Source organism: Myxococcus sp. MISCRS1, assembly GCF_026626605.1.
Lineage (GTDB): Bacteria > Myxococcota > Myxococcia > Myxococcales > Myxococcaceae > Myxococcus > Myxococcus fulvus.
Window position 1 is genome coordinate 6,877,698 of the sequence record NZ_JAPNKB010000001.1, and the last position, 23,917, is coordinate 6,901,614.

General features: G+C 70.1%; 21 protein-coding genes. 11 read left to right on the forward strand and 10 right to left on the reverse strand.

Features of this window, described 5'->3' with window-relative positions; translation table 11 throughout:
- Window positions 1-12: 12 nt before the first annotated feature.
- From OWM54_RS27410 to OWM54_RS27430, 5 genes are all read left to right on the forward strand, one after another.
- Entirely contained in the window at window positions 13-1,536 is a 1,524-nt protein-coding gene (locus OWM54_RS27410) for a pyridoxal-dependent decarboxylase (protein ID WP_267699410.1), read from the forward strand.
- A 375-nt stretch (window positions 1,537-1,911) separates the two neighbouring features.
- Window positions 1,912-3,387 carry a serine hydrolase domain-containing protein gene (locus OWM54_RS27415; RefSeq protein WP_267699411.1) on the forward strand — a complete coding sequence of 492 codons (1,476 nt, stop codon included), beginning with the start codon at window positions 1,912-1,914 and terminating at the stop codon, window positions 3,385-3,387.
- Between the two features lie 60 nt (window positions 3,388-3,447).
- Window positions 3,448-4,731 (forward strand): TIGR04013 family B12-binding domain/radical SAM domain-containing protein, encoded by a 1,284-nt coding sequence (locus OWM54_RS27420; protein WP_267699412.1) that lies wholly within the window; start codon window positions 3,448-3,450, stop codon window positions 4,729-4,731.
- 57 nt (window positions 4,732-4,788) lie between these two features.
- A complete protein-coding gene (locus OWM54_RS27425; RefSeq protein WP_141325406.1) occupies window positions 4,789-5,124 on the forward strand; it encodes a hypothetical protein in 336 nt (111 codons plus the stop codon).
- A 104-nt stretch (window positions 5,125-5,228) separates the two neighbouring features.
- Complete coding sequence (locus OWM54_RS27430; protein ID WP_267699413.1) at window positions 5,229-5,480, forward strand: hypothetical protein; 252 nt, start codon at window positions 5,229-5,231, stop codon at window positions 5,478-5,480.
- Between the two features lie 16 nt (window positions 5,481-5,496).
- Here OWM54_RS27430 and OWM54_RS27435 read toward each other — a convergent pair whose 3' ends face one another.
- The 3 genes from OWM54_RS27435 to aceB form a co-directional block, all read right to left on the reverse strand.
- Window positions 5,497-5,928: a hypothetical protein gene (locus tag OWM54_RS27435; RefSeq protein WP_223747079.1), complete on the reverse strand. Its 432-nt coding sequence runs from the start codon at window positions 5,926-5,928 to the stop codon at window positions 5,497-5,499.
- Between the two features lie 193 nt (window positions 5,929-6,121).
- Window positions 6,122-7,408 (reverse strand): isocitrate lyase, encoded by a 1,287-nt coding sequence (gene aceA / locus OWM54_RS27440; RefSeq protein WP_141325400.1) that lies wholly within the window; start codon window positions 7,406-7,408, stop codon window positions 6,122-6,124.
- Between the two features lie 40 nt (window positions 7,409-7,448).
- Window positions 7,449-9,074 carry a malate synthase A gene (aceB, locus tag OWM54_RS27445; protein ID WP_267699414.1) on the reverse strand — a complete coding sequence of 542 codons (1,626 nt, stop codon included), beginning with the start codon at window positions 9,072-9,074 and terminating at the stop codon, window positions 7,449-7,451.
- A 270-nt stretch (window positions 9,075-9,344) separates the two neighbouring features.
- Here aceB and OWM54_RS27450 point away from each other — a divergent pair, with 270 nt between their 5' ends.
- The 4 genes from OWM54_RS27450 to OWM54_RS27465 all read left to right on the forward strand — a co-directional run bounded on the left by OWM54_RS27450 (window position 9,345) and on the right by OWM54_RS27465 (window position 12,686).
- Window positions 9,345-9,695 (forward strand): PspC domain-containing protein, encoded by a 351-nt coding sequence (locus OWM54_RS27450; protein WP_223747082.1) that lies wholly within the window; start codon window positions 9,345-9,347, stop codon window positions 9,693-9,695.
- A 231-nt stretch (window positions 9,696-9,926) separates the two neighbouring features.
- Window positions 9,927-11,321: a class II fumarate hydratase gene (fumC, locus tag OWM54_RS27455; RefSeq protein WP_267699415.1), complete on the forward strand. Its 1,395-nt coding sequence runs from the start codon at window positions 9,927-9,929 to the stop codon at window positions 11,319-11,321.
- 151 nt (window positions 11,322-11,472) lie between these two features.
- The gene (gene clpP / locus OWM54_RS27460) at window positions 11,473-12,081 is read left to right on the forward strand and encodes an ATP-dependent Clp endopeptidase proteolytic subunit ClpP (protein ID WP_141325392.1); all 609 of its coding nucleotides are present in this window, start codon (window positions 11,473-11,475) and stop codon (window positions 12,079-12,081) included.
- A 182-nt stretch (window positions 12,082-12,263) separates the two neighbouring features.
- Window positions 12,264-12,686 carry a hypothetical protein gene (locus tag OWM54_RS27465; RefSeq protein ID WP_141325391.1) on the forward strand — a complete coding sequence of 141 codons (423 nt, stop codon included), beginning with the start codon at window positions 12,264-12,266 and terminating at the stop codon, window positions 12,684-12,686.
- A 1-nt stretch (window position 12,687) separates the two neighbouring features.
- On the opposite strand, the gene OWM54_RS27470 is transcribed toward OWM54_RS27465, so the two are convergent.
- The 3 genes from OWM54_RS27470 to OWM54_RS27480 form a co-directional block, all read right to left on the reverse strand.
- Window positions 12,688-14,463 (reverse strand): bifunctional metallophosphatase/5'-nucleotidase, encoded by a 1,776-nt coding sequence (locus OWM54_RS27470; RefSeq protein ID WP_267699416.1) that lies wholly within the window; start codon window positions 14,461-14,463, stop codon window positions 12,688-12,690.
- Window positions 14,464-14,603: 140 nt separating this feature from the next.
- Window positions 14,604-16,574: a bifunctional metallophosphatase/5'-nucleotidase gene (locus OWM54_RS27475; protein WP_267699417.1), complete on the reverse strand. Its 1,971-nt coding sequence runs from the start codon at window positions 16,572-16,574 to the stop codon at window positions 14,604-14,606.
- A 121-nt stretch (window positions 16,575-16,695) separates the two neighbouring features.
- Window positions 16,696-17,154: a DUF3293 domain-containing protein gene (locus OWM54_RS27480; protein WP_223782579.1), complete on the reverse strand. Its 459-nt coding sequence runs from the start codon at window positions 17,152-17,154 to the stop codon at window positions 16,696-16,698.
- A 256-nt stretch (window positions 17,155-17,410) separates the two neighbouring features.
- Between OWM54_RS27480 and OWM54_RS27485 the strand changes: the two genes are divergently transcribed.
- The gene (locus OWM54_RS27485) at window positions 17,411-18,040 is read left to right on the forward strand and encodes a hypothetical protein (protein WP_267699418.1); all 630 of its coding nucleotides are present in this window, start codon (window positions 17,411-17,413) and stop codon (window positions 18,038-18,040) included.
- A 12-nt stretch (window positions 18,041-18,052) separates the two neighbouring features.
- Here the strand turns inward: OWM54_RS27485 and OWM54_RS27490 are convergent, their stop codons facing one another.
- Both OWM54_RS27490 and OWM54_RS27495 read right to left on the reverse strand, forming a co-directional pair.
- On the reverse strand, window positions 18,053-18,565 hold the full coding sequence (locus OWM54_RS27490; RefSeq protein WP_223747088.1) for an ester cyclase: 513 nt from the start codon (window positions 18,563-18,565) through the stop codon (window positions 18,053-18,055).
- A gap of 68 nt (window positions 18,566-18,633) precedes the next feature.
- Window positions 18,634-20,973, reverse strand: a complete 2,340-nt coding sequence (locus OWM54_RS27495) for an acyl-CoA dehydrogenase (protein WP_267699419.1) — start codon at window positions 20,971-20,973, stop codon at window positions 18,634-18,636.
- A 143-nt stretch (window positions 20,974-21,116) separates the two neighbouring features.
- Between OWM54_RS27495 and OWM54_RS27500 the strand changes: the two genes are divergently transcribed.
- Window positions 21,117-22,397 (forward strand): phospholipase D-like domain-containing protein, encoded by a 1,281-nt coding sequence (locus OWM54_RS27500; protein ID WP_223782576.1) that lies wholly within the window; start codon window positions 21,117-21,119, stop codon window positions 22,395-22,397.
- A 3-nt stretch (window positions 22,398-22,400) separates the two neighbouring features.
- On the opposite strand, the gene OWM54_RS27505 is transcribed toward OWM54_RS27500, so the two are convergent.
- Both OWM54_RS27505 and OWM54_RS27510 read right to left on the reverse strand, forming a co-directional pair.
- Window positions 22,401-23,114 (reverse strand): endonuclease III domain-containing protein, encoded by a 714-nt coding sequence (locus OWM54_RS27505; protein ID WP_267699420.1) that lies wholly within the window; start codon window positions 23,112-23,114, stop codon window positions 22,401-22,403.
- Between the two features lie 162 nt (window positions 23,115-23,276).
- Window positions 23,277-23,783: a GNAT family N-acetyltransferase gene (locus OWM54_RS27510; protein ID WP_267699421.1), complete on the reverse strand. Its 507-nt coding sequence runs from the start codon at window positions 23,781-23,783 to the stop codon at window positions 23,277-23,279.
- Window positions 23,784-23,917 lie beyond the last annotated feature (134 nt).

Consider the following 23,917-nt stretch of genomic DNA (forward strand, 5'->3'; position numbering starts at 1 on the left):
GAGGTGTCGGCCATGCGCGACGAATCGAACCGTGGTGATGGCGGCGTGCCCCATCTGAGCCCCGAGGAGTTTCGTGAGCTGGGCCACCGGCTGGTGGACTGGGTCGCCGACTATCAGCAGCGGCTGGAGTCCTTCCCCGTGCGCTCGCAGGTGGCGCCGGGGGAGGTCGCCTCGAAGCTGCCCCTGCGTCCTCCGGAGGAGGGGCTCGACGGGGTGAAGGGCTGGGATGCGGTCCTCAAGGATTTGGAGGACGTCATCCTGCCGGGCGTGACGCATTGGCAGTCGCCGTCGTTCTTCGCGTACTTCCCCGCGAATGCCTCGGGGCCGGCGGTGCTCGGGGAGCTGTTGTCGGCGGGCCTGGGGGTGCAGGGCATGCTCTGGTCCACCAGCCCCGCGGCGACGGAGCTGGAGACGCGCGTGGTGGACTGGCTCGTGGACCTGCTGGGCTTGCCCGAGGACTTCCGCTCCACCTCCGCGCGAGGTGGTGGTGTCATCCAGGGCACCGCGAGCGAGGCCACGCTCGTGGCCATGGTGGCGGCTCGGGAGCGCGTGCGTCGTTACGGCGCCCCCGCGAACTCCGAGTGGGTGGCCTACGCCTCCACCCAGGCCCACTCGTCCGTGCTCAAGGCCGCCATGCTGTGCGGCGTGGCGCATGGCGCGGAGGACACGACGCATGTGCGGCTCATCGAGACGAACGACCGCTATGGGATGCGGGCCGAGCTGCTGGAGCGCGCCATCCTGGAGGACCTCGGCGCGGGGCGCGTGCCCTTCTTCGTCTGCGCCACCGTGGGCAGCACGTCATCCGGCGCGGTGGACCCGGTCCGCGCCATCGGCGAGGTGATGGCTCGCACGCCGGTGCGCTCCACCGGTGGTTGGCTGCACATCGACGCGGCGTGGGCGGGCTCGGCGCTGGTGTGTCCCGAGCACCGGGGTTTGCTCGACAGCATGAACCGGGTGGACTCGTTCGCCTTCAACCCGCACAAGTGGCTGCTCACCAACTTCGACTGCAATGCCTTCTTTACGCGCGACCGGCAGGCGCTGCTCGACGCGCTCAGCGTGACGCCGGAGTACCTGCGCAACGCCGCGAGCGCGAGCGGCGCGGTCATCGACTACCGCGACTGGCAGGTGCCACTGGGTCGCCGCTTCCGTGCGCTCAAGCTGTGGTTCGTGCTGCGTCACTACGGCGCGAAGGGGCTGCGCGCGCACATCCGTGAGCATGTGCGCCTGGCGCAGTGCTTCGAGTCCTGGGTGAAGGAGGATTCGCGCTTCGAGCTGGTCGTGCCCCGCTCGCTGTCGCTGGTGTGCTTCCGCTTGAAGCCGCTTCCGGGTGAGGCAGTGAAGGACACGGATGCGAGGAACCGCGAGCTGCTGGAGCGCGTGAATGCCTCCGGCAAGGTGTTCCTCACGCACACGGTGTTGCCCTCGGTGGAAGGAGCGCCCGCACGGTACGTGTTGCGGATGGCCATCGGCGCGGCGACGACGGAGGAGCGACATGTGCGTGCCGCCTGGGAGTTGCTCGTCGCCTCTGTCCGCTGACACCGCGTGCGAGGGAATACACGCGCGAAGGGCGTGCCCTTCGGCCGACGGCGCGCCCGCGCGAACGCAGATGAGGCTGGAGGGCTCTTCTCCCGTCCGCTGACACCGCGTCCGTGTGGCACGTGGGCTTCCACGTGCGCCTTTACATGGCGAAATGAAATGAGTCTCGGTGGCGGGCGTTCACACCCGGCCTGCGTCATGGGCCCTGCCGTGCACCACACCCCTACCCGGAGTCATCTCTTGTCGCGACGCGTCCTGTTCCTGCCGCTCTGCGCGCTGTTGGCCTGTGCTCACGCCTCTCCCGCGGATACAGCTTCGCGCGCTCCTTCCCAGACCCTCAGCTCCGGGCGGATTGCGCCTGAGGCCACGAGCGCCATGACCCGCTCCTGGATGGCCCAGCGTGAGGGAGACCTGCCCAAGGCCCAGGACGAGCTCCGTCGCGCGTGGGACGCGGGGCACCATGCTCCCGAGCTGGCTCGGGTCGCGGCGAACGTGGCCGCGGAGGCGAAGGACACAGCGGCCGCCTTCACCTGGCTGGAGCGCGCCCTGGACGTGGGCTACGCCGACCCGGGTGGACTGCTCCACGCCAAGGCCCTGGCTCCCGTGCGCGAGCTGCCGGGCTACGACGCCCTGGTGGAGCGCGCGCGGAAGAACGCTCGCGAGGCTCGCAGCACCTGGGGTGTGGGCTCCGGACTGGAGAAGACCACCCCGAGCGAGGCCGGCCTGTCCGAGCCCGCGCTCGCCGCGCTGCTGAAGGCCGCCGAGGACTCAGGCTCGGCGGGCCTCGTGCTGCTGCGCCACGGCAAGCTCGTGGGCGAGTGGTACTTCGGCGGTGACACGCACCGCATCGAGGCCATGTCCGCCACCAAGGGCATGGTGGCGCTGGCCATCGGCCTGCTCATCGACGAGGGGAAGATTCCCTCCCTGGACACGCCCGTGTCCGCCTTCTTCCCCGAATGGAAGGATGGCCTCAAGGGACAGGTGACGGTGCGACACCTGCTCAACCACACCTCGGGACTGGCCGCGAACCGGAGCGCGCTGGACATCTACGCGTCGAACGACTTCGTGCGCTACGCGCTCGACTCGGAGGTGACGGACACGCCGGGTAGCAAGCACGCGTACAACAACAAGGCCACGAACCTGGTGGCCGGCATCGTCGAGCGCGCGTCGGGCGAGAAGATGGATGTGTACCTGGCTCGACGGCTGTTCGCGCCGCTCGGCATCCGAGACTTCCGCTGGGACACGGACCCGTCGGGCAATCCCGTGGGCATGGCGGGCCTGCAGCTCCACCCGTTGGACTTCGCCAAGGTGGGGCAGATGCTCCTCCAGGGCGGGACGTGGAAGGGCCAACGCATCCTGAGCGCGGAGTGGATTCACGCGATGGGCGGCGCGCCCTCGCAGCCGCACATGCCCACGGGCGGCCTGCTGTGGTGGCTCCTCTACGAAGAGGGAATGAGCGTCACGCTGGGCTCGGACATGCTGGAGCAGGCGCTCCGCAATGGCTTCCCCGAGGCGTCGCTCGCGCCGCTGCGGGAGATGGCGGACCGGCCTCTGCCCCAGAAGGACTTCTACCCGGCGTTCATGGCGAAGCTGGGAGGCGACTCGAACCGGGTCCGGGACTTCATGATGAAGTCCGCGCCCTACAACCTGAAGCAGGCCGTGGAGGGGTCGCCGAGCGGCTTCGCGGCGGTGGGCCAGGGCGGAAACCGGGTGCTCGTCCTGCCCAAGTACGACCTCGTGGCCGTGCGCATGTCGGACCCCGACGAGCGCGTCTCCGACGAGGTCCTCGAGTTCACCGCGTTCGCCGACCTGGTGCTCCGCCTGGTCCGCCCCGAGCCCACCGCCCGCTGACCCGCCTGCTCGCGCCGGGTCCCTCGTGTCCGGGGGCGTGTGGCATCATGCCGTCCGCTCATGGTGCCGCACCGTCCCGTCTCGCTCGTCCTCAGCTATCAGTACCCGGGCAAGTACGCCTTCACCGTGCTGGCGGGCGCCGTCGAGTCGGACCCGGCGCTCGCGGACGTGAAGCTGTTCTTCCCCCGTGAGCGCGAGACACTGCTCGCCACCCTCAAGGAGCGCCACGACGCCGGGGACACCGTGGTCGCCGCGTGGTCCTTCTACTCGGCCAGCTTCGCGGCGTCCGCGGAGGAGCTGGCCTGGGTGCGCGAGCGGCTGGAGGGGCGCTCCGTCCTCTGCATCGCGGGCGGCGTGCACGCGACGGCCGAGCCGCTGCAGACGCTCCAGGCCGGCTTCGACCTCATCGCCATCGGCGAGGGCGAGCACTCCCTGCGCGAGCTGCTCGGCCGCGTCCAGCGCGGCGAGGAGCCCCGTGACACGCACGGCGTGGCCCACCTGAAGGACGGCAAGCTGGTGCAGCACGGGCGAGGGGAGGGCGTGAAGCTCGACGACTTCCCGCCGTTCGCCGCGCGCAACGCCATGTTCGGCGCCATCGAAATCACGCGTGGCTGCATCTACGCGTGCCGCTTCTGCCAGACGCCCTTCATGAGCAAGGCGCGCTTCCGCCACCGCTCCGTGGCCAACGTGGCGCACTGGGCACGGGAGCTGCGACAGTCGGGCCGCCGCGACATCCGCTTCATCACGCCGACGTCCATGTCCTACGGCACCGGCGACGAGACGATGAACCTGGCCGCGGTGGAGGAGCTGCTCGCGGCGGTGCGCGAGGCCATGGCCCCCGACGGGCGCATCTACTACGGCACCTTCCCCTCGGAGGTCCGCCCCGAGCACGTCACGCCCGAGGCGCTCGCCGTCCTCAAGCGCTACGTCCACAACGACAACCTCATCATCGGCGGCCAGTCCGGCTCCGAGCGCATCCTCCAGAGCACCCGCCGGGGCCACGACGTGGAGACGGTGGTGCGGGCCACCCGGCTCGCGGTGGAAGGCGGCTTCGTGCCCAACGTGGACTTCATCCTCGGGCTTCCGGGCGAAGAGGCCGACGACGTCGCCGCCACCGTCGCCCTCATGGAGCGACTGGCGGAGCTGGGCGCGCGTGTGCACGGCCACACCTTCATGCCGCTGCCCGGAACGCCTTTTCGAGATGCGCCCCCAGGACGCGTGGACGCCGAGACGCAGACGAAGCTGGACCGGCTCGCGTCCCAGGGGCGGCTGTACGGCCACTGGAAGCAGCAGGTCGCCCTCGCGGAGGGCATCGCCCAGCGGCGCCGGCCCCGAGCGGGCTAGCGTCCCCCGTCACTTCGTCGGGCCCGCGCGCGGCGAGGCGCTTAGGATGGGAGCGCGATGTCCTCCGACGAGACTCCCTACTGGCTGCTCATCTCCGTCCTCTTCAGCTCCCAGCCGCTGACGCCCTCGCTCGCCATGACGCTGCACCAGACGGCGTACGAGCTGCACGAGCGGGGTGAAGGGGTGAAGGAGGTCGCCGGCGACATGCTCAGCGGCAAGGTGCACAACCTACGCAAGAACGTCGCCCTGGGTGGCATCGCGGGCCCCGCCTTCGAGGCGGAGATCGAGACCGAGCGCGGCTCCGGCGTGGTGCGCTTCATCCTCACGAGGCAGGGACTGGAGATGATGCGTCAGCAGCCCGCGACGCCGCCCCGTCCGAAGTACCTCAACTGAGGCCACGGGCTCCCGGTCGCCTGCTCCCTGTGCTGCGTGCGGTGCCCGGTGTCTCCATCTTCGAGGCACGGGCTCACCTCAGCACCCTCGAAGGAGCGACAGCCATGGACCCGAAGGACTATCTCAAGAAGCCGCTCGGCATCCCCCTGGACCCCGCGAAGCAGAAGGACCCGGAGGAGGATGGAGACCGCGTGCCCGCGGAGGGCCGCGCCGAGTTCCTCAATGACGTGACGGAGCAGGACGGCGGCCAGCGCACCGACGTGGGGCCACCGTACGACGGCTCGGGAGACTTGCAGCAGGGCCAGCGCGCCGAGTACCTCGAGCGCGCCGAGCGCAAGGAACCGAAGAAGGACTGACTGGCGACGCGCGGGGCTACTCGCGGTCCAGCGACACCTTGTTGCGGTTGCCCATGTGGAAGATGGAGTTGTTCAGCGTCGCCGCGGACAGCTCGGCCAGCTCCATCATCACCTTCTGCTCCTCGGCCTCCTTGGAGCCCGCGGCGGCGGTGGGCGACTGCGCCTTGCCCTGCCCGGAGGCGCCGTCCTGGATGGGAGGACGGCCCACGGCGGCGAGGTAGGAGTTCATGATGCCGCTGTGCGGCGCGCTGCCCACCGAGTTGAGCGCCGACTGCACCACCAGCCCGCCGGTGGACATCAGCGGATCACCCGGCCGGTTCGCGGGGGACATCGCCGCGCGCTGGTTCTGCTGGATGAGCGAGCCGAACCCGACGTTCGCCGACTGCACGCCGGCCTGGGGACGGGGGACCTGGACCTGGGGACCCGTGAACGAGTTGATGCGGCTCATGGCTGGCTCCGTGGCGGTCCGAGGGCGCAATTGGCGCGGATCTCGGAGGTCTGCCCACATTATCGGGCAACCCCGGGAGAAGTTGCGTCCGGGGGCCTGACGCCTGCTCGAAGGGCGGAAAAACGACCAGAGGCCGCGGGGTTAGGACCCCACGGCCTCCGGTGTCAGGCGTCTTCAGGCGCCGCCAGGGCGATTAGAACTGGTGGGCCTCGGTGGACTCGTGGAGCGCCAGGGTGCTGGCGGAGCCGCCGGAGATGACCTCGGCGACCTGGTCGAAGTAGCCGGTGCCGACCTCGCGCTGGTGACGCGTGGCGGTGTAGCCGTCCTTCTCGGAGCCGAACTCGCCCTGCTGGAACTCGCTGTAGGCCGCCATGCCGCGGTCCTTGTACTTGCGCGCCAGCTCGTACATCGAGTGGTTCAGCGCGTGGAAGCCGGCCAGGGTGACGAACTGGAACTTGTAGCCCATGGCGCCCAGCTCGCGCTGGAACTTGGCGATGGTGGCGTCGTCCAGGTTCTTCTTCCAGTTGAAGGACGGCGAGCAGTTGTACGCGAGCAGCTTGTTGGGGAACTTCTCGCGGATGGACTCGGCGAACTTCTTGGCCTGGGCGAGGTCCGGGGTGCTGGTCTCGCACCAGACGAGGTCCGCGTACGGCGCGTAGGCCAGGCCGCGGGAGATGGCGCAGTCGAGGCCGCCGTTGATGCGGTAGAAGCCCTCGGAGGTGCGGCCGTTCTTGCGGTCGATGAAGGCGTGGTCGTACTCGTCCGCGTCGGACATGAGCAGCTTGGCGCTGTCCGCGTCCGTGCGAGCGACGAGCAGCGTGGGCACGCCCATCACGTCGGCGGCGAGGCGCGCGGCGGTGAGGGTGCGGATGAAGTGGCTGGTGGGCACCAGCACCTTGCCGCCCATGTGGCCGCACTTCTTCTCGCTGGCCAGCTGGTCCTCGAAGTGGACGCCCGCGGCGCCGGCTTCAATCATGCCCTTCATCAGCTCATAGGCGTTGAGCGGGCCGCCGAAGCCGGCCTCGGCGTCCGCCATGATGGGCGCGAACCAGTAGCGGTCGCTCTTGCCCTCGGCGTGGTCGATCTGGTCCGCGCGGCGCAGGGCGTTGTTGATCTTGCGCACCACGGTGGGGACGGAGTCGACCGGGTAGAGGCTCTGGTCGGGGTACATCTGCCCGGCGGAGTTGGCGTCGGCGGCGACCTGCCAGCCGGAGAGGTAGATGGCCTTGAGGCCCGCGCGGACCATCTGCACGGCCTGGTTGCCGGTGAGGGCGCCGAGCGCGTTGATGTAGTCCTCGGTGTGGAGCAGCTCCCACAGCCGCTTGGCGCCGACCTCGGCCAGCGTGTAGCTGATGGGCAGCGTGCCGCGCAGCTTCAGGACGTCCTTGTCGGTGTAGTTGCGCTTGATGCCCTCGAAGCGGCGGGCGTGGAGCTTGGCGTGAGGGGAGGCGTCCGGGGTGGTCGTGGTGGCGTCGTACATCGCAGGCTCCTCGGTGAGGCGTTGAAGGGTTGGAAAGGGTTCAGCGGTTGGCGTCGAGCGCCGCGTAGGCGGGCAGGGTGAGGAAGTCCTCGAAGGCGGGCGCGGTGGACAGGCGCTCGAAGAGCTCGCGGGCGCGGGTGACGTGCTCGCGGCCATACTTCTCGTGGACGCCCTCCTTCTCGAGGTGGGCCATCTCCTCGGAGAGCAGCGTCTGGAACAGCTCGGGCGTGACCTTGCGGCCGTCGTCGAGCGAGGCGCCGTGGTGCAGCCACTGCCACACCTGGGCGCGGGAGATTTCGGCGGTGGCCGCGTCCTCCATGAGGTTGTAGAGGGGCACGCAGCCCAGGCCGCCGAGCCACGCGGCGGTGTACTGGATGCCCACGCGCAGGTTGTGGCGCAGGCCCTCCTCGGTGCGGGTGCCGGAGGGGACCTTGAGCAGGTCGGCCTCGGTGACGCGCACGTCCTCGCGCTTGTTGGCGAGCTGGTTGGGCCCCTTCATGTTCGCGTCGAAGATGTCGCGGGCGATGGAGACCAGGCCCGGGTGGGCGACCCACGTGCCGTCGTGGCCGTTCTTCACCTCGCGCAGCTTGTCGGCGCGGACCTTCTCCAGGACGGCCTCGTTGGCGGCGGCGTCCCCCTTGATGGGGATGAAGGCCGCCATGCCGCCCATGGCGTGCACGCCGCGGCGGTGGCAGGTCTGGATGAGCAGCTGCGAGTAGGCGTTGAGGAACGCCTTGTCCATGGTGACCTGGCCGCGGTCGGGCAGCACGACGCTGGTGTCGGACTGGAGCGTCTTGATGAAGCTGAAGATGTAGTCCCAGCGGCCGCAGTTGAGGCCGGCGGAGTGCTCGCGCAGTTCGTACAGGATTTCGTCCATCTCGAAGGCCGCGGGGAGCGTCTCGATGAGGACGGTGGCCTTGATGGTGCCGCGGGGGATGCCGAGCGTGTCCTGGGCCATGAGGAACACGTCGTTCCAGAGGCGGGCCTCCAGGTGGCTCTGCATCTTGGGCAGGTAGAAGTAGGGGCCGGTGCCGCGGGCGAGCTGCTCGCGGACGTTGTGGAAGAAGAAGAGGCCGAAGTCGAAGAGGGAGCCGGAGATGGGCTTGCCGTCGACTTCGACGTGGCGCTCGGGCAGGTGCCAGCCGCGAGGGCGCACGAAGAGGACGGCGGGCTTGTCGACCAGGGCGTAGTGCTTGCCGTTGTCGCCGGTGAAGGAGATGGAGCGGCGCACGGCGTCGCGCAGGTTGACTTGCCCGCGCACGACGTTGTCCCAGGTGGGGCTGTTGGCGTCCTCGAAGTCCGCCATGAAGACGTTGGCGCCCGAGTTGAGGGCGTTGATGATCATCTTCCGGTCCACCGGGCCGGTGATCTCCACGCGGCGGTCCTGGAGGTCCGGAGGCAGCGGGGCGACCGTCCACTGGGCGTCCCGGACGGACTTCGTCTCCGGGAGGAAGTGGGGGCGCTCACCCTTGCGCCAGGCGGCCTGGACCTGCTTGCGGCGCTCCAGGAGGCCCTCGCGGCGCTCCCCGAAGGCGCGCACCAGCTTCGCCACGAAGTCCAGGGCGGCCGGGGTGAGCACCTCGGCGTAGTCGGGGTGCCACGGCCCCTTCACCTCTACGCCAGCGCTGAAGGCCGGGCTCTTCGAAGAGGGGACTTCCGTGGGCATCTCGGCTCCTTGGCTTGGTGCGTTGTAAATCTACGGCAACGGGTCGGAAAATGAATCTTCCGAGGGCGAAATGGAAGTGCGCGTCAATTTCTGCCTGCTTGCCTGTAATGCTGTCAACAGCCGGCGGATTAAATCTGTAAATCAACAGACGTGACGCGGGGTTGCGAGCAGGGGGGCGCCGGGTGCCGGGGACGCAATCAGCGACGGCGAGGTGCGTAGGTAGGGTCGAGGGTGCTCGCCGCCAAGGGGTCCCCTCACGGGAGACACGTCATGGACGCGATGAAGCGGTGCTCGGGGTGCGCGGAGGAGATTCGGATGGAGGCCTCGCGCTGCGCCCGGTGTGGAATCCGGGTGGAGCGGCTGCACCGCGGCGTCGAGGGCCGCGCCGTGGCCGGCGTCTGCGCGATGCTCGCTCGCGAGCTGGGAATCGACGTGGCCCTGGTGCGCGTGGCCGTCGTCGTGGCCACCTTGTTCTCCGGCGGCACGCTTCCGCTCGTCTACGTCCTGCTCTGGGCGTTCACCCCGACCTCCGCGTTGGGGCGGGCTCCCCTGCAGCGCACGCTGAACTGGTTGTCGCGCTTCGGGGAGTCGGAGACGCCTCGCTTGGAGCGGCGGGTCTAGGCACACGGCCAGGGGGCACGGCTCGCGGGCCCCTCGGCTCGCCGTGGGTCCCCCCGCCGGCGGGCGGGGCCCCCCACGCCGGCCGTCCCGCTCCTCTGTGTCACGCGTTCGCGGTGCCCTGCTTATCGGCGCGTTCTGCTCACGGCTCGACGGTTCTCCTCGTCTCCCGGTGACCCGTTGACCGGCCTGTTATGCGTGGGCTCCAGGATTCTCTCCTCCAGGAGCCCGCCCTTGAGCACTCGCGACGTCCGCATCGAGAAGGACACCTTCGGCCCCATCGAGGTCCCCGCCGACCGCCTCTGGGGCGCCCAGACGCAGCGCAGCCTCCAGAACTTCGACATCTCCACCGAGCGCATGCCTCCCGCGCTCATCCGCGCGCTCGTGCTCGTCAAGAAGGCCGCCGCCCTCGTCAACGTCGAGAACGGTTCGCTCTCCCGCGAGAAGGGCGACGCCATCGTCCGCGCCTCCGACGAGGTCCTCGCCGGCAAGCATGACGCGGAGTTCCCGCTCAGCATCTGGCAGACCGGCAGCGGCACCCAGACGAACATGAACACCAACGAGGTGCTCGCCAACCGCGCCTCGGAGCTGCTCGGCGGCGAACGCGGTGAGCAGCGCCGCGTCCACGCCAACGACGACGTCAACAAGGGGCAGAGCTCCAACGACGTCTTCCCCACCGCGATGAGCGTCGCCGCCGCCACCGCCATCGCCGAGCGGGTGCTCCCCGAGCTCGACGCGCTTCGCGACGTGCTCGCCGACAAGTCCCGCGCCTTCATGGACGTGGTGAAGATTGGCCGCACCCACCTCCAGGACGCCACGCCCCTCACCCTGGGCCAGGAGCTGAGCGGCTATGTCGCGCAGCTCGCCCATGCTCGCGCCCACCTGGAGCGCGTGCTGCCCCACCTGCACGAGCTGGCCCTGGGGGGGACGGCTGTCGGCACGGGGCTCAATGCCCCCAAGGGGTACGCCGAGCGCGTCGCCCAGGAGATTGCCCGCCTCACCGGCCTGCCCTTCGTCACCGCCCCCAACAAGTTCGAGGCCCTGGCCGCCAACGACGCCCTGGTCCACGCGCATGGCGCCCTCAAGGGCCTGGCCTGCGCGCTCTTCAAGATCGCCAACGACATCCGCTGGCTGTCCTCCGGCCCCCGCTCCGGCCTGGGCGAAATCACCATCCCGGAGAACGAGCCCGGCAGCTCCATCATGCCCGGCAAGGTCAACCCCACCCAGAGCGAGGCCCTCACCATGCTCTGCGCCCAGGTCATGGGCAACGACGTCGCCGTCAGCGTGGGCGGCGCCTCCGGCAACTTCGAGCTCAACGTCTTCAAGCCCCTCATCATCCACAACGTCCTGCAGAGCTGCCGGCTGCTGGCCGACGGCATGCGCAGCTTCCGCCTCCACTGCGCCGTGGGCATCGAGCCCCACCGCGCCCGCATCCAGGAGAACCTGGAGCGCAGCCTGATGCTCGTCACCGCCCTCAACCCGCACATCGGCTACGACAACGCCGCGCGCATCGCCAAGAAGGCCCACAAGGAGGGCAAGACGCTCAAGGAGGTCGCCGTCGAGCTGGGCCTCGTCACCGCCGAACAGTTCGACCAGTGGGTCCGCCCGGAGAAGATGACCGGCCTGTAGGCGCCGGGTGTCCTACACGCCGTCGTCCCTCCTCCGGACGCCCCGTCGAGGGCCCACCGGGGGAGGGGACGGGGTGGAACCGTGGGCCAGCGCACGCTGCGGGAAGAAGGGGCGGGCGCGCGCGCGGCAGGACGATTAGGGTAGGGGAGCCATGAACGTCCCCTTCGTCATCGAGACCACGCACCGCGGCGAGCGGGCGTACGACCTGTACAGCCGGCTCCTCAAGGACCGCATCATCATGCTGGGCACGCCCGTCAACGATGACGTGGCCAACATCATCGTCGCCCAGCTGCTCTTCCTCGAGTCCGAGGACCCCGACAAGGGCATCAACCTCTACATCAACTCGCCCGGTGGCTCCGTCACCGCCGGCCTGGCCATCTACGACACCATGCAGTACGTGAAGTGTCCGGTGTCCACCATCTGCGTGGGACAGGCCGCCTCCATGGGCGCGCTGCTCCTGCTCGCCGGCGCCAAGGGCAAGCGCTACGCCCTGCCCAACAGCCGCATCATGATTCACCAGCCGCTCGGCGGCGCCCAGGGCCAGGCCACCGACATCGACATCCAGGCCAAGGAAATCCTCCGCCTGCGCAGCTACATCAACGGCCTCATCGTCAAGCACACCGGCCACACCATCGAGCGCATCGAGAAGGACACCGAGCGCGACTACTTCATGAGCGCCGAGGACGCGCGCCAGTACGGCCTCATCGACGAAGTGGTGGAGAAGCAGCGCCTCATCTCCCCGACGCCGTCGAACAAGTAATCCGTCCTCGCACCCCCGCTCCTCATGGCGGAGCGGGGGCGCCTGGAGACGTCGCGCGGGATTCCCGACGCCCCTGGAGGCGCAGGTTCCGCGCTGGTGCTCCGAGCAGGCGCAAGACTCGCGCGCCTCCGAAGTCGCTCTCCAGGGATGCGGGTGGCACGTCCCATGCTCAACTTGTGGACATGTCCAGGCTCAGCTCGCGCCCCCTCCCTCGACTCCTGCTGACCGCCGCCTTCCTGGCCGGAGCGGGCTGTGTCGGGCCCACCGGCCGGCCGCCCCAGCCTCCCAGCTCGGCCTCCGTGCAAGCGGAGCTGGGCGAGCGTGACGTCATCCAGGCCGGCGAGGAATACGCCCGCAACAACAGCCTGGTGCTCTCCGAGGCCGGCGAGGCCGTGGAGATACGCCCCAACTACTGGCGCATCCGCTTCGGCCTCAAGGACCAGCCGGGCCGCGGCATCGAGCTGGAGTTCGACGAGGTGGCCCGGCGTGTGACGCGCACCCAGGAGATTGAAATCCTCCCGGGCTCCACCGTGTCGCCCGACAACGTGCCCGGACGGGGCGCGGATGTCCCGGCCGGGGGGCAGGGGCGCGGTCCCGTCCCCTGACTCAGGGCAGCGCGGTGATGCGGTCCAGCGCGGGCGCCACCAGGGGGCTCGACTGGGAGCTGTGCGCTTTCAGGTAGGCCTCCAGCGCGTCACTGTCGATGGCGCCGCCCAGGCGGTTCGTCCCCTGCGTGAGCACCGCGAAGCCATCCCCGCCGCCCGCGAGGAAGTTGTTCACCGTCACGCGGTAGGTCGCCGCTGCATCCAACGGCTCGCCGTCGAGGCGGATGGACGCCGGGTCGACGCGGCTGCCGATGGGCGCCGACGCGCTGAACGCGTAGGTGAAGCCCGCGGACGGATGGAGGATGCGGGTGACGACGTTGGGGCCCACCTGCTGCCACTGTCGCTCCAGCAGCTCCTCGATTTGCGCGCCCGTCAGCGTCAGGGTGACCAGGCTGTTGCCGAAGGGCTGCGTGGTGAAGGCCTCGCCGAAGGTGACCTCGCCCTGGGCGATGTCCGCGCGCACGCCGCCCGGGTTCATGAAGGCCACCCGCGCTCCGCCCAGGTTCGCCGCCCGCGTCGCCGCGAGCTGCGAGTCCGCGATGACGAAGCCCAGCGTGGACTGCCCCGCCGGGTCCGCCTGGGTGAAGGGCGTCTTGAGCGTCTCGGCCACCCAGCCGATGACCCGGTTGGCCAGGGGCGTGGCGAGCTGCTGGTAGCGCGTCACCAGCTCCTTCACCGGCCCGTCCTCCTTCACGTCGCGCGTGACGATGAGGTTGTTCGCCTTGGCCTCCACCACGTCGCCGGTCGCCTTGCTCAAGGTCAGGTCGATGTCGGTGACGAGCCGCCCCGCCGACGCGGCGCTCGTGACGACCTTGCCGTCGATGACGCAGTTGTAGGCCTGGTGCGTGTGGCCGGTGACGATGACGTCCACCGCGTCGTCGATTCCCTTCGCGATGGCCACGATGGGCCCGGAGATTCCGCCGCCCTCGCCCTTGCCCCGGCACTCGTTGATGAGCGAGCCCGGCGCGGGCACGCCGCCCTCGTGCACCACGACGATGATGGCCTCCACGCCCTGCTGGCGCAGCTGGGGCACCAGCGCGTTCACCGTCTCCACCTCGTCCTGGAAGGCGAGGCCCGCGACGCCCGTGGGCGTGACGATTTGAGGTGTGCCCTCCAGCGTCATGCCGATGAAGGCGACCTTCACGCCCTCGAACTCGCGCACGTCGTAGCGGGGGAACAGCGTGCGGTCCACGCCCGTGGCCACGTTGGCCGCCAGGAACTTGAACCGCGCGCCCCCGAAGGCGTCCCCGTCCTGACAGCCGTCCTGCGGATGGCAGCCGCCGGACTGCATGCGCAGCAGCTCCGTGCTGCCCTCGTCGAACTCGTGGTTGCCCACCGCGACCAGGTCCAGGCCGATGAGGTTCATCGCCTCGATGGTGGGCTCGTCGTGGAAGAGCCCTGACAGCAGCGGGGAGGCGCCGATGAGGTCTCCCGCCGCCACCACCACCGTGTTGGGGTTGGTGGCCCTCAGGGCCGCGATGTGCCGGGCGAAGTACGTCACGCCGCCCGCGTTCACACGCACCGGCCCACCGTCGGCGTCCACGCCCGTCTGAATCTGTCCGTTGCTGCCCCCGGGCGGCTCGAGCTGCCCGTGGAAGTCGTTGAACGCGAGGAGCTGCACGCTCACCGTCTCGGAGCCCGCGTCCGCCGTGGGACGCTGGGCGCGCGATACGCCTTGGCAGCCGCCGTGGGCGAAGAGGAGCACGCCGGAGAGGAAGGCTCCGGCGAGGAGGAAGACGCCGGGGCGCGCGCCCGGGCGCGGAGTGGACCGTGACATGAGGAGGGGGGCTCCCGAGGGTCAGGACAGGGGCGGGAACCTACTCCGCCCGGCGCACCCTGGCGCGTCTTCGTGGAGGCCGCTCGAGGCCCGTGACGCGCGGGGGGACAGGGACACGGCCCCGTCCCCCCGGAACGACGCTACGGCAGCCGGGTGACGCGATTAAGCGCCGGGGCGGGGAGCGGGTTCGCCGCGCTGCTGCGCGCCTTCAGGTAGGCCTCCATCGCGTCGATGTCCATGGCGCCAGTCAGCCGGTTCGTCCCCTCGGTGAACACCGAAAAGCCATCACTCCCACTCGCGATGTAGTTGTTCGCGGTGACGCGGTAGTTCGCCGCCGGGTCCACCGTCACGCCGTTGATGCGGATGGACGCCGGGTCGACGCGGCTTCCGACGGGCGCCGACGCGCTGAACGCATAGGTGAAGCCCGCCGACGGAAGCAGCATGAGGGTGGCTCCCGACGGCCGCCACTGTAGCTCCAACACCTCATCGATTTGCGCGCCCGTCAGCGTCATGGTGACCAGGCTGTTGTTGAAGGGCTGTGTGGAGAAGGCCTCGCCGTAGGTGACCTCGCCCTGGTCGATGCTCGCGCGCACGCCGCCCGGGTTCATGAAGGCCACCTGCGCCCCACCCAGGTTCGCGGGCTTCGTCGCCTCGAGCTGCGAGTCCGCGATGACGAGGCCCAGGGTGGACTGGCCCAAGGAGTCCGACTGGTTCCTGAGCGCCTGCGCCACCCAGCCGATGACCCGGTTGGCCAGGGGCGTGACGAGCTCCTGGTACTTCGTCACCAGCTCCTTCACCGCGCCGACCTCCTGCACGTCGCGCGTGACGATGACGTTGTTCGCCTTCGCCGCCACGACGTCGCGCGTCGCCTTGCTCAACGTCAGGTCGATGTCCGTGACGAGCTGCCCCATCGACGAGGCGCTCGTGACGACCTTGCCATCGATGACGCAGTTGTAGGCTTGATGCGTGTGGCCGCTGACGACGACATCCACCGCGTCGTTGAGGCCCTTGACGAGGCCCACGATGGCACCCGCGATGAGGCCGTCCGAACCCGCGCCCTTGCATTCGTTCACCAGCGAGCCCGGGGTCGCGATTCCGCCCTGGTGCACCACCACGACGATGGCTTCGATGCCCTGCTGCCGCAGCTCCGGCACCAGCGCGTTCACCGTCTGCACTTCGTCCTTGAAGGTGAGCCCCTCGACGCCCGAGGGAATGACGCTTCCCGGTGTGGCCTCCAACGTCATGCCGATGAAGGCGACCTTCACGCCCTCGAACTCGCGGATGTCGTAGCGGGGGAACAGCGTGCGGTCCACGTCCGTGGCCACGTTGGCCGCGAGGAACTTGAACTTCGCGCCCGCGAAGCCATCCCCGTCCATGCAGCCATCCACCGGGTGGCAGCCGCCGGACTGCATGCGCAGCAGCTCCGTGCTGCCCTCGTCGAACTCGTGGTTGCCCACCGCGACCAGGTCCAGGCCGATGAGGTTCATCGCCTCGATGGTGGGCTCGTCGTGGAAGAGCCCCGACAGCAGCGGGGAGGCACCGATGAGGTCCCCGGCCGCCACCACCACCGTGTTGGGGTTGGTGGCCCTCAGGGCCGCGATGTGCCGGGCGAAGTACGTCACGCCGCCCGCGTTCACCCGCACCGGTCCACCGTCGGTGGCCACGCCCGCCAGAATCTGGCCCGAGGGCTCCTCGAGCTGCCCGTGGAAGTCATTGAAGGCCAGGATCTGCACGCTCACCGTGGAGGGGCCTGAGTCCGGCGCCCCCGCGTCGGGCCTCCCCGCGTCGGGCGTTCCCGCGTCGGGTCTCCCCGCGTCGAGCGTTCCCGAGTCGGGAGCCCCCGCGTCGGGCGTCCCCGCGTCCGTGCCCGCATCCGGGGGCGGCTGCTGGACGGGGTGCTGCACGCAGCGCTGGTCCTCGCAGGCCCACTCCTTGCCCTCGTCCGGTGCGCCGTTGTCGTAGCGGCAGTCGGTGGGGTTCCGGCAATCGCGCTCATCACCTCCGCAGCCGCCATGGACGAAGAGGAGCATGCCGGTGATGAACGCTCCGGCGAGCAGGAAGGGGCTGGGGCGCGCTCCCAGAAGGGACGAGCGCGGTGTGGCTTGAGGCATCGAGAGAACTCCAACGCACGGGGGCGGTGAAACCTACCCCGGTTCGTGGATGGATGGCTCGACTTCACGGCGGAACGGTGGAACCCGTGTCTCGACACGGGGTTGCTGCTGTGGCCCTGCTTCAAGGAACGGGCGGCGGTGCTTCGCAGCCGCACAGCAGCAGCTCCGCGGGGCCTCCGGTGCGCCCCACCAGGATGGCCACCTGGCCATGGGCGCGACCGAAGCGCTCCGCCTCCGAGCGGGGCAGGCCCGGGACGAAGAGGCTCTGCTCGGACCAGCTCCCGTCCTCGGCCTCGCCGATGGCGGGGGCGATGACGAAGCCGCCCGCGACCAACTGGGAAATCAGCCGTTCCTGGGCTCGCTGGTTCTCGTCCCTGCCGCGCGGCCGTGAGCCCGGGTTCCACGCGGTGAGGAACGCCCATTCGCGGTGGCCGCGCGCGGTCAGCTCCGCGTCGAGCGCGGGGTGGAGCCGACCGACTCGCAGCACCTGCTCCACGCCTCCGGTGGAGGCATGCGGACGGATGACGTAGCGCGTGGCCCGGTATGCCCCCAACAGCCGCTCCTGGTCGAGCTGTCTCATTCCCGCATTCTCGCGTCGGCGCCGCCTCCGTGTCAGCCCCCCGGGCCTCATCAACGTGAGCCGCGGTGTGTCACATGTCTTCCCCGACACGTGTCTTGAATCACGCAGTGGGCGGAGCGCTCCTGGGGACGCGCGCCGCGAGGGCGGGGGCCAGGTCCGGTCGGGGCGACGCTCCGGGAGCGCGGGCGGCCCGGTCCGCCTTCCGCTAACGTGCGGTGCGTCAGACGCGTGGAGCGCTCCGACGGGAGGCACGAAGATGGATTCGCTGGATGCTCGGTTGGAGCGACTGGAGCGCCGCTGCCGGCGGCTGCAGGGGCTGACCTTCTCGGCGCTCGCGGTGGCGGGGCTCGGGCTGGGCGTGGCCGCGCTGAAGCCCGCGCCGACGCTGGGAGGCGGAGAGCTGGTGGCCTCGCGTCTGGTGCTCAACGATGCGCACGGACAGCGGCGCGCGTCGCTCGGACTGGATGACGCCGGCACCACGGGCCTGGTGCTGCATGACCAGGCGGGGCGTCCGCGCGCGCTCCTCGGCGTGGCCCAGGACGGCTCGCCCCGGCTGCGCTTCTCCACCGCGGAGGGCGAGTCCCTCGCCGAGCTCACCGTCTACTCGGACGAGGCCCCGCGCCTCACCCTGTCCAAGCCAGGGGGCGTGGACCTGTTCGCGGTGGGCCTCCAGGTGGATGGCTCCTCGCGCCTGGAACTGGCGGACGCGGATGGCCGACCCCGCGCGATTCTCGGCGCGGATGAGCACGGCTCCCCGGGCCTGCTGCTGGTGGACCGCCGGGGCCAGCCGCGCGTGGAGCTGCGCGTGAGCCCCTCCGAGGGCGCCAGCCTCCGCGTGGAGGGCCGCAACGGCGAGGTCTTCCAGGCGCCCGCCGTCCTTCAGTGAGTCGCCGCCCCGCTACGGCTGGGGCGGGACGACGCGGTAGCCGCGCTGGAGCAGGGGCGTGAGTCGGTCGGAGATGTCCCACGACTCGACCACCTTCCCGTCGCGCATCCGGTACAGCGAGTGCCCGGCGAGCGCGAGCGGCCGGGGCTTGCCCGCGTCGTCCAGGTTCAGCGGGTCCGTGCCGGCGGCCTTCCAGTGCACCAGCACCAGGTCCTGGTCCGCCACCACGTGGAGGATGTCGAAGCGCAGGTCCGGGAACGTCTGGAAGGTGGCCTCGGCCTGCTGGAGCACCACGGCCGGGCCCACCACGTCCTTGGGCGCGCCCTGCGAGTGGTCCACGTAGTCCTCGGCGAACAGCTCCGGGACGCGGTCCAGCTTGCGCAGGTTGTAGAGCTCCTCGGTGAGCAGCCGGGCCCGTTGACGGTTCTGCTCCTCCTGCTGTGCGGCGCGCTCCACCGGAGACACGGACGCACACGCGGACAACATTCCAAGAACGCAGAGCCACAGCGTCGTGGTGGTTTTCATGGCCCGGGAAGCTGGGCAGCCTCGCCCAGCCCGTCAGCCCCCCAGGGCCCCCAATTGTTCAGCGGGCGTCACGCCGACAGATGCCCCAGTCCGATGGGCGCCGCGATGCACGTGTCCGGAATCCCGAAGGCATCCACCAGCGCCACCGCGTCCGGCCGCAGCTCCGTGCACAGCTTCACGATTTCCTTGCGGATGGCCAGCGCCTTGCCGCCCTCCATGAGGCTGTTCTCCTGGAACCAGCCGCTCGCGGCCTCCAGGCAGGACAGGCCGTAGAGGTCGCACAGCCGCCCGAGCACCACCTTGAGGCCCGGGTCCTGGACCGTGTTCACCCCGTGGATGAACTGCTCGAGCACCACGCGCTCGATGTGCGCGTGCGCCAGGGCGACCAGGTGCGCCTGGACCTGGTTGAAGGCGGCGAAGGCCTCCACACCCGCCGTCAGCCGCTTGCGGATGCGCCGCGCCACCGAGGCGAGCAGGTCCTCCTCGCGGTAGCGCAGGAAGCGCAGCTGGAAGTCGTCGTCGCGCAGGTGCTCGCTGCCCGTGCGCCGCACGGCGATGGGGTTCTTGTCCGCCATGGCCGTGGCCTTGTCCGCGATGAGCTTGAGCACCGCGTACACCCGGTCGTCCTCGAAGCGCTGGCGGTAGTCCGTCAGCAGGCTCTTGGCGACCAGCTGCATGAGCACCGTGTTGTCGCCCTCGAAGGTGGTGAAGATGTCCGTGTCGTCCTTCAGCGCCGACAGCCGGTTGGCCTCCAGGTAGCCCTGGCCGCCGCACGCCTCGCGCGCCTCCTGGAGCACCGCCGTGCAGTTCCAGGACGCATACGCCTTGAGGCCCGCCGCCAGCGCCTCCACCTCCATGGAGTCCTCCTCGGTGCGCTTCACGTAGCGCTCCACCAGGTGCTCCAGCGCGAAGTCGAGCGCGTACGTCTTCGCCAGCGGCTTGAGCAGGCGCAGCTGGTGCGTCTGGTGGTCGAGCAGCCGCACCTCGGGCGCGCCGGGCGGGCCGAACTGCCGACGCAGGTCCCCGTAGCGCACCGCGATGGTCAGCCCGCTCTTGGCCGCGCTCAGGGACGCGCACGCCACGCTCACCCGGCCCGCCACCAGCGTGCCCAGCATGGTGAAGAACCTGCGCCCGTCGCTGGAGATGGAGCTGGTGTACTCGCCCTCGGCACTCACCTGTCCGAAGCGGTCCAGCAGGTTCTCCCGGGGCACGCGCACGTGGTCGAACCAGATGCGGCCGTTGTCCACGCCGTTGAGGCCCATCTTCCGGCCGCAGTCCTCGATGCGCACGCCGGGCAGCACCTGTCCGCGCTCGTCGCGCAGCGGCACCAGCAGCGCGTGCACGCCCAGCCCCTTGCCGCCGACCTCCAGCTGCGCGAACACCGTGGCGATGCGCCCGTGGCGCGCGGCGTTGCCGATCCACTCCTTGCGCGCGCCCTCGGACGGGGTGTGCACGATGAAGTCGCCGGCCTCCGGGTCGTAGCGCGCCACCGTCTCCACGTCGCGCACGTTGGAGCCGTGGCCCAGCTCGCTCATGGCGAAGCAGCCGGGCAATTCCAGCGTGGCGACCTTGGGCAGGTACTCGCGGTGGTGCTTCTGGGTGCCGAGGAAGAGGATGCTCGCGCCGAACAGGCCGAAGTGCACGCCCGCCTTCACCACGAGGCTCAGGTCGAAGAGGGCGAGCGTCTCGAACGAGGCGATGAATGCGCCCAGGTCCGCGCCGGCCTCGTCGCCCTCCGGGAACGCGATGCGGCCCAGGCCCTGGTCCGCCAGCTGCTTGAGCCAGGCGAAGACCTGCTCGCGCTGCTTGTCCGTGTCGAGCGTGCGCTGATAGCGGAAGGTCGGGTCCTCCAGCCACTTGCGCACCTGGGAGCGGACCTCCGGGTACTTGCGGTCCAGCACCGCGCGCAGCGCCTCGGGGGCGAAGGAGGTGGGCTCGGTGGGGCCGATGCGGCGCGGCTCGTGCGCGGCGGAGGGCACCAGGGCGCGGACGGCCTCGCGTCCGGAGACGCCCAGCACGGCCTCCAGCGAGGCCAAGGCGCGCACCAGCTCCGGCATGCTCGAGGGCAGCTCCTTCGAGTCCGCGACGAGCTCTGTCAGCTTCGCGCCCAGCTCGGAGAGGCTCTCCTGGGGGCTGAGCCTCAGGCGCTCGGCGGAGGCGCGGATGTGCTCGCGCACCAGGGCCAGCTCGTTGGAGCTGGGTGGCATCAGCGGATCCAACCAGCGGGCGAGCACGGTGTTGGAGCGCAGGTCCAACCACGGCTGGGCGCGCGCGGCGGTGCCCAGCATCCGAATCTCCGCGGGCGTCAGCTCACCGTCCGTCCAGGCCACGTACAGCATGGGGACCAGGGGGGCCAGGCGGGGCAGCGACAGCAGCTCCTTCGCGGTTGGACGAATCTCTTCCACCATCAGTCGGCTCTCCAGCAAGCGAGGGAAGAGGCCCAGTGTGGCCAGCCCGGTGCCGGGCGGCAATGGGAGAGAGCACCTGCCTGTCGGGCAGGCGGCCAGGCCCTGCATGCCGGGGTCGGAAAGTGTCCCTAGCTTGCCACGTCATGGACGAGCCCCAGGACCTCTCGGAGACGGAGATTCTTCCCCAGCCCGGCGCCCACGGCTTCGATGCGGGGAGCGAGCGCGGCAAGCACGAGATGAAGGGGCCGTTCGAGCTGCCTCCAGGGCCTCAGGGCTTCTCGTTCTCTCTTTATCAGTCCACCGGCGCGGCGCTCATGACGGGCCACCGCCTGGAGCTCCTGGACAACGGCGCGGTGTTCGACCGCATGGTGGAGGACATCCGCGCGGCGCGGGAGAGCGTCCACATCCTGGTCTACATCTGGCGGCCCTGCGACGTGTCGGACCGCATCATCGACGCGCTGGTGGACCGCGCCCACGCGGGCGTGGCGTGCCGCGTGGTGGTGGACCCGGTGGGCAGCGAGGAGCTGAGCGGGGACAAGGACTTCGACCAGAAGGTGGAGAAGGTGCTCTCGGCCGCGGGCGTGGAGGTGCACTACTACCGGCTGCTCGCGGGCAAGGTGATGGGGCGGCTGCTGGGGCGCTCGCACCAGAAGCTGGTCATCATCGACGGACGCATCGCGTACACGGGTGGCTTCGGCTTCTGGAAGGTGTGGGAGGGAGACGGGCTGTCGCCGGAGGAGTGGCGCGACACCAGCGTGCGTGTCGAGGGGCCCGCCGCGCGCGACATGCAGCTGTCCTTCTCGCGCTACTGGCAGGAGTCGGGCGGTGGGCTGCTGCCACCGGACACCTTCCCGGAGCCGATGCTGGTGGGGGACGCCGAGGCGTGCTTCGTGGAGAGCGCGGGCAAGCTGGGCATCACCGACGCGGAGCGGATGGTGCGCATGGTCATCGCCGCCGCGCGCGAGCGCCTGTGGATCGCCAACGCGTACTTCTCACCGCCCAACGAAATCCTGGAGCAGCTGGAGGAGAAGTGTCGCCAGGGCGTGGAGATTCGCGTGCTGGGGCCCGGGCCCGTGCATGACGTGAAGCTCATCCGCGCCTCGCAGCGCTCCACCTATGAGCGACTGCTCGACGCGGGGGTGCGCATCTACGAGTACCAGCCGTCGATGATGCACGCGAAGACGATGATCGTGGACGACTGGCTCGCGGTGGTGGGCTCGACGAACATGGACTCGCTGTCGCTCAACAAGCTGGGCGAGGGCTCGCTCATCATCCACGACAAGGAGTTCGTCCGGAAGATGGAGCGGTGCTGGGCCAAGGACCTGCGCGTGTCCAAGGAGATCTCGCTGGAGAACGGCGGTCGCACCAACCCGTGGCGGCGACTGGCTCGCCGGGCCACGCAGCTGGTGGGGCACGACCGGTAATCGTCAGCGAGGGTTCGTCACGCCGACCTGCCGGCAGGCGCTGAGCACCGGGCACGTGGAGCACTTGGGGCGCGAGCCCGTGCACACGTGCTTGCCGAAGGGTACCAGCAGGCGGTTGAGCTCCACCCAGTACCTGCGCGGGAGCTGGGTCTCGAGCGCGGTCATGGTCGCCTCGGGCGTGGTGGCCTTCACGTAGCCCCAGCGGTTCGTCACACGGTGCACGTGGATGTCCACGCTGATGGCCTCGTGCCCGCAGGCGATGCCGAGCGCCAGGTGCGCGCACTTGGGGCCCACGCCCTTGAAGGACTGGAGGACCCGGGCATCGCAGGGCAGGGTGCCCGCGAACTCGTCCCGCGTGCGCACGGCGATGGCGTGGAGTTGATGGGCCTTGGCTTCGTGGAAGGTGACGGGGCGGATGAGTGCGTCGATGGCGGCGGTGCCCAGGCGCGCGAGGGCCTTGGGTGTGGAGGCGCGCTCGAGCAGCCGGAGCGCCGCGGGCAGGCTGACTTCATCCAGGGTGCGGATGGAGAGGATGCAGGCGACGAGCTGCTCGAAGAGGCTGTCGTGGCCCCGGGCGGACAGCGCGAACATCGCCGCGTCCGCGAAGTCGCGCACCGTGTGACGTACGCGCGCGAGCACGTCGTCGATGTCGAAGGGGACCTTGTCCGAGCGGGGCGCGGGCTCGGAGACCACGGCTGCTTCGGGCCGTGCCCTCACGGTCCTCGCGCTCGTCGGTGACGGTGCCCTGCGGCGTCCGGGAGGCTTGGGTCCTCTTCCCGCCATTCAGTCCCCCTCCTTGTCCGAGAAGATGGGGACAGGGAGGAGCACGGACCCGAAGGGGCTTGGGGGCCGGTGGCAGGGCAGGGGGGCGGGGGCGCTTCAGCTCGCGGGCTTCGTGAGGTCCAGCGCGTACCAGTGGTCGCAGCCGAAGTGGCCCGTGCTTCCCATGGGGGCGCAGAGCGGCTCGAAGCCGAGGCGGCGGTAGAGCTTCTGCGCCTGGGTCATGGAGGCGAGCGTCTCCAGGTAGCAGCGCTGGAAGCCCGCCTCGCGCGCGAAGTCGAGACAGCGGCGCAGCATGCGCTCGCCCGCTCCCAGGCCACGCGCCTCGGGGAGGAAGTACATCTTGCGCAGCTCGCACACGCCCGGGTCTCCGCCCTCCAGCGGGGCGATGCCGCCGCCACCGATGACGCGGCCCGCGCGCTCCACCACGAAGTACGCGTGGCGCGGGCGCGCGTAGGCGGCGCTCATGGTGTCGACCTCGGGGTCGTGGATGGCGAAGCCGGGACCATCGGCTCCGAACTCGGGCATCACCGCGCGGATGACGCCCGCCACGGCGGCATCATCCGTGGGTCGGATGGGACGCAGGGTCAGCTCGTCGTTGCTCATGGGGGCGGACGCTCCCACGGAATGCGAGGTGGGGCCAGGGGGACTCCGGGCGTGACGGGTGCGTCGGAGTGCGTGCACCCGTTGTGCACCTGCCTGCACAGGTGCCACCCGGGCGACGCACCTGGAATGAGGGG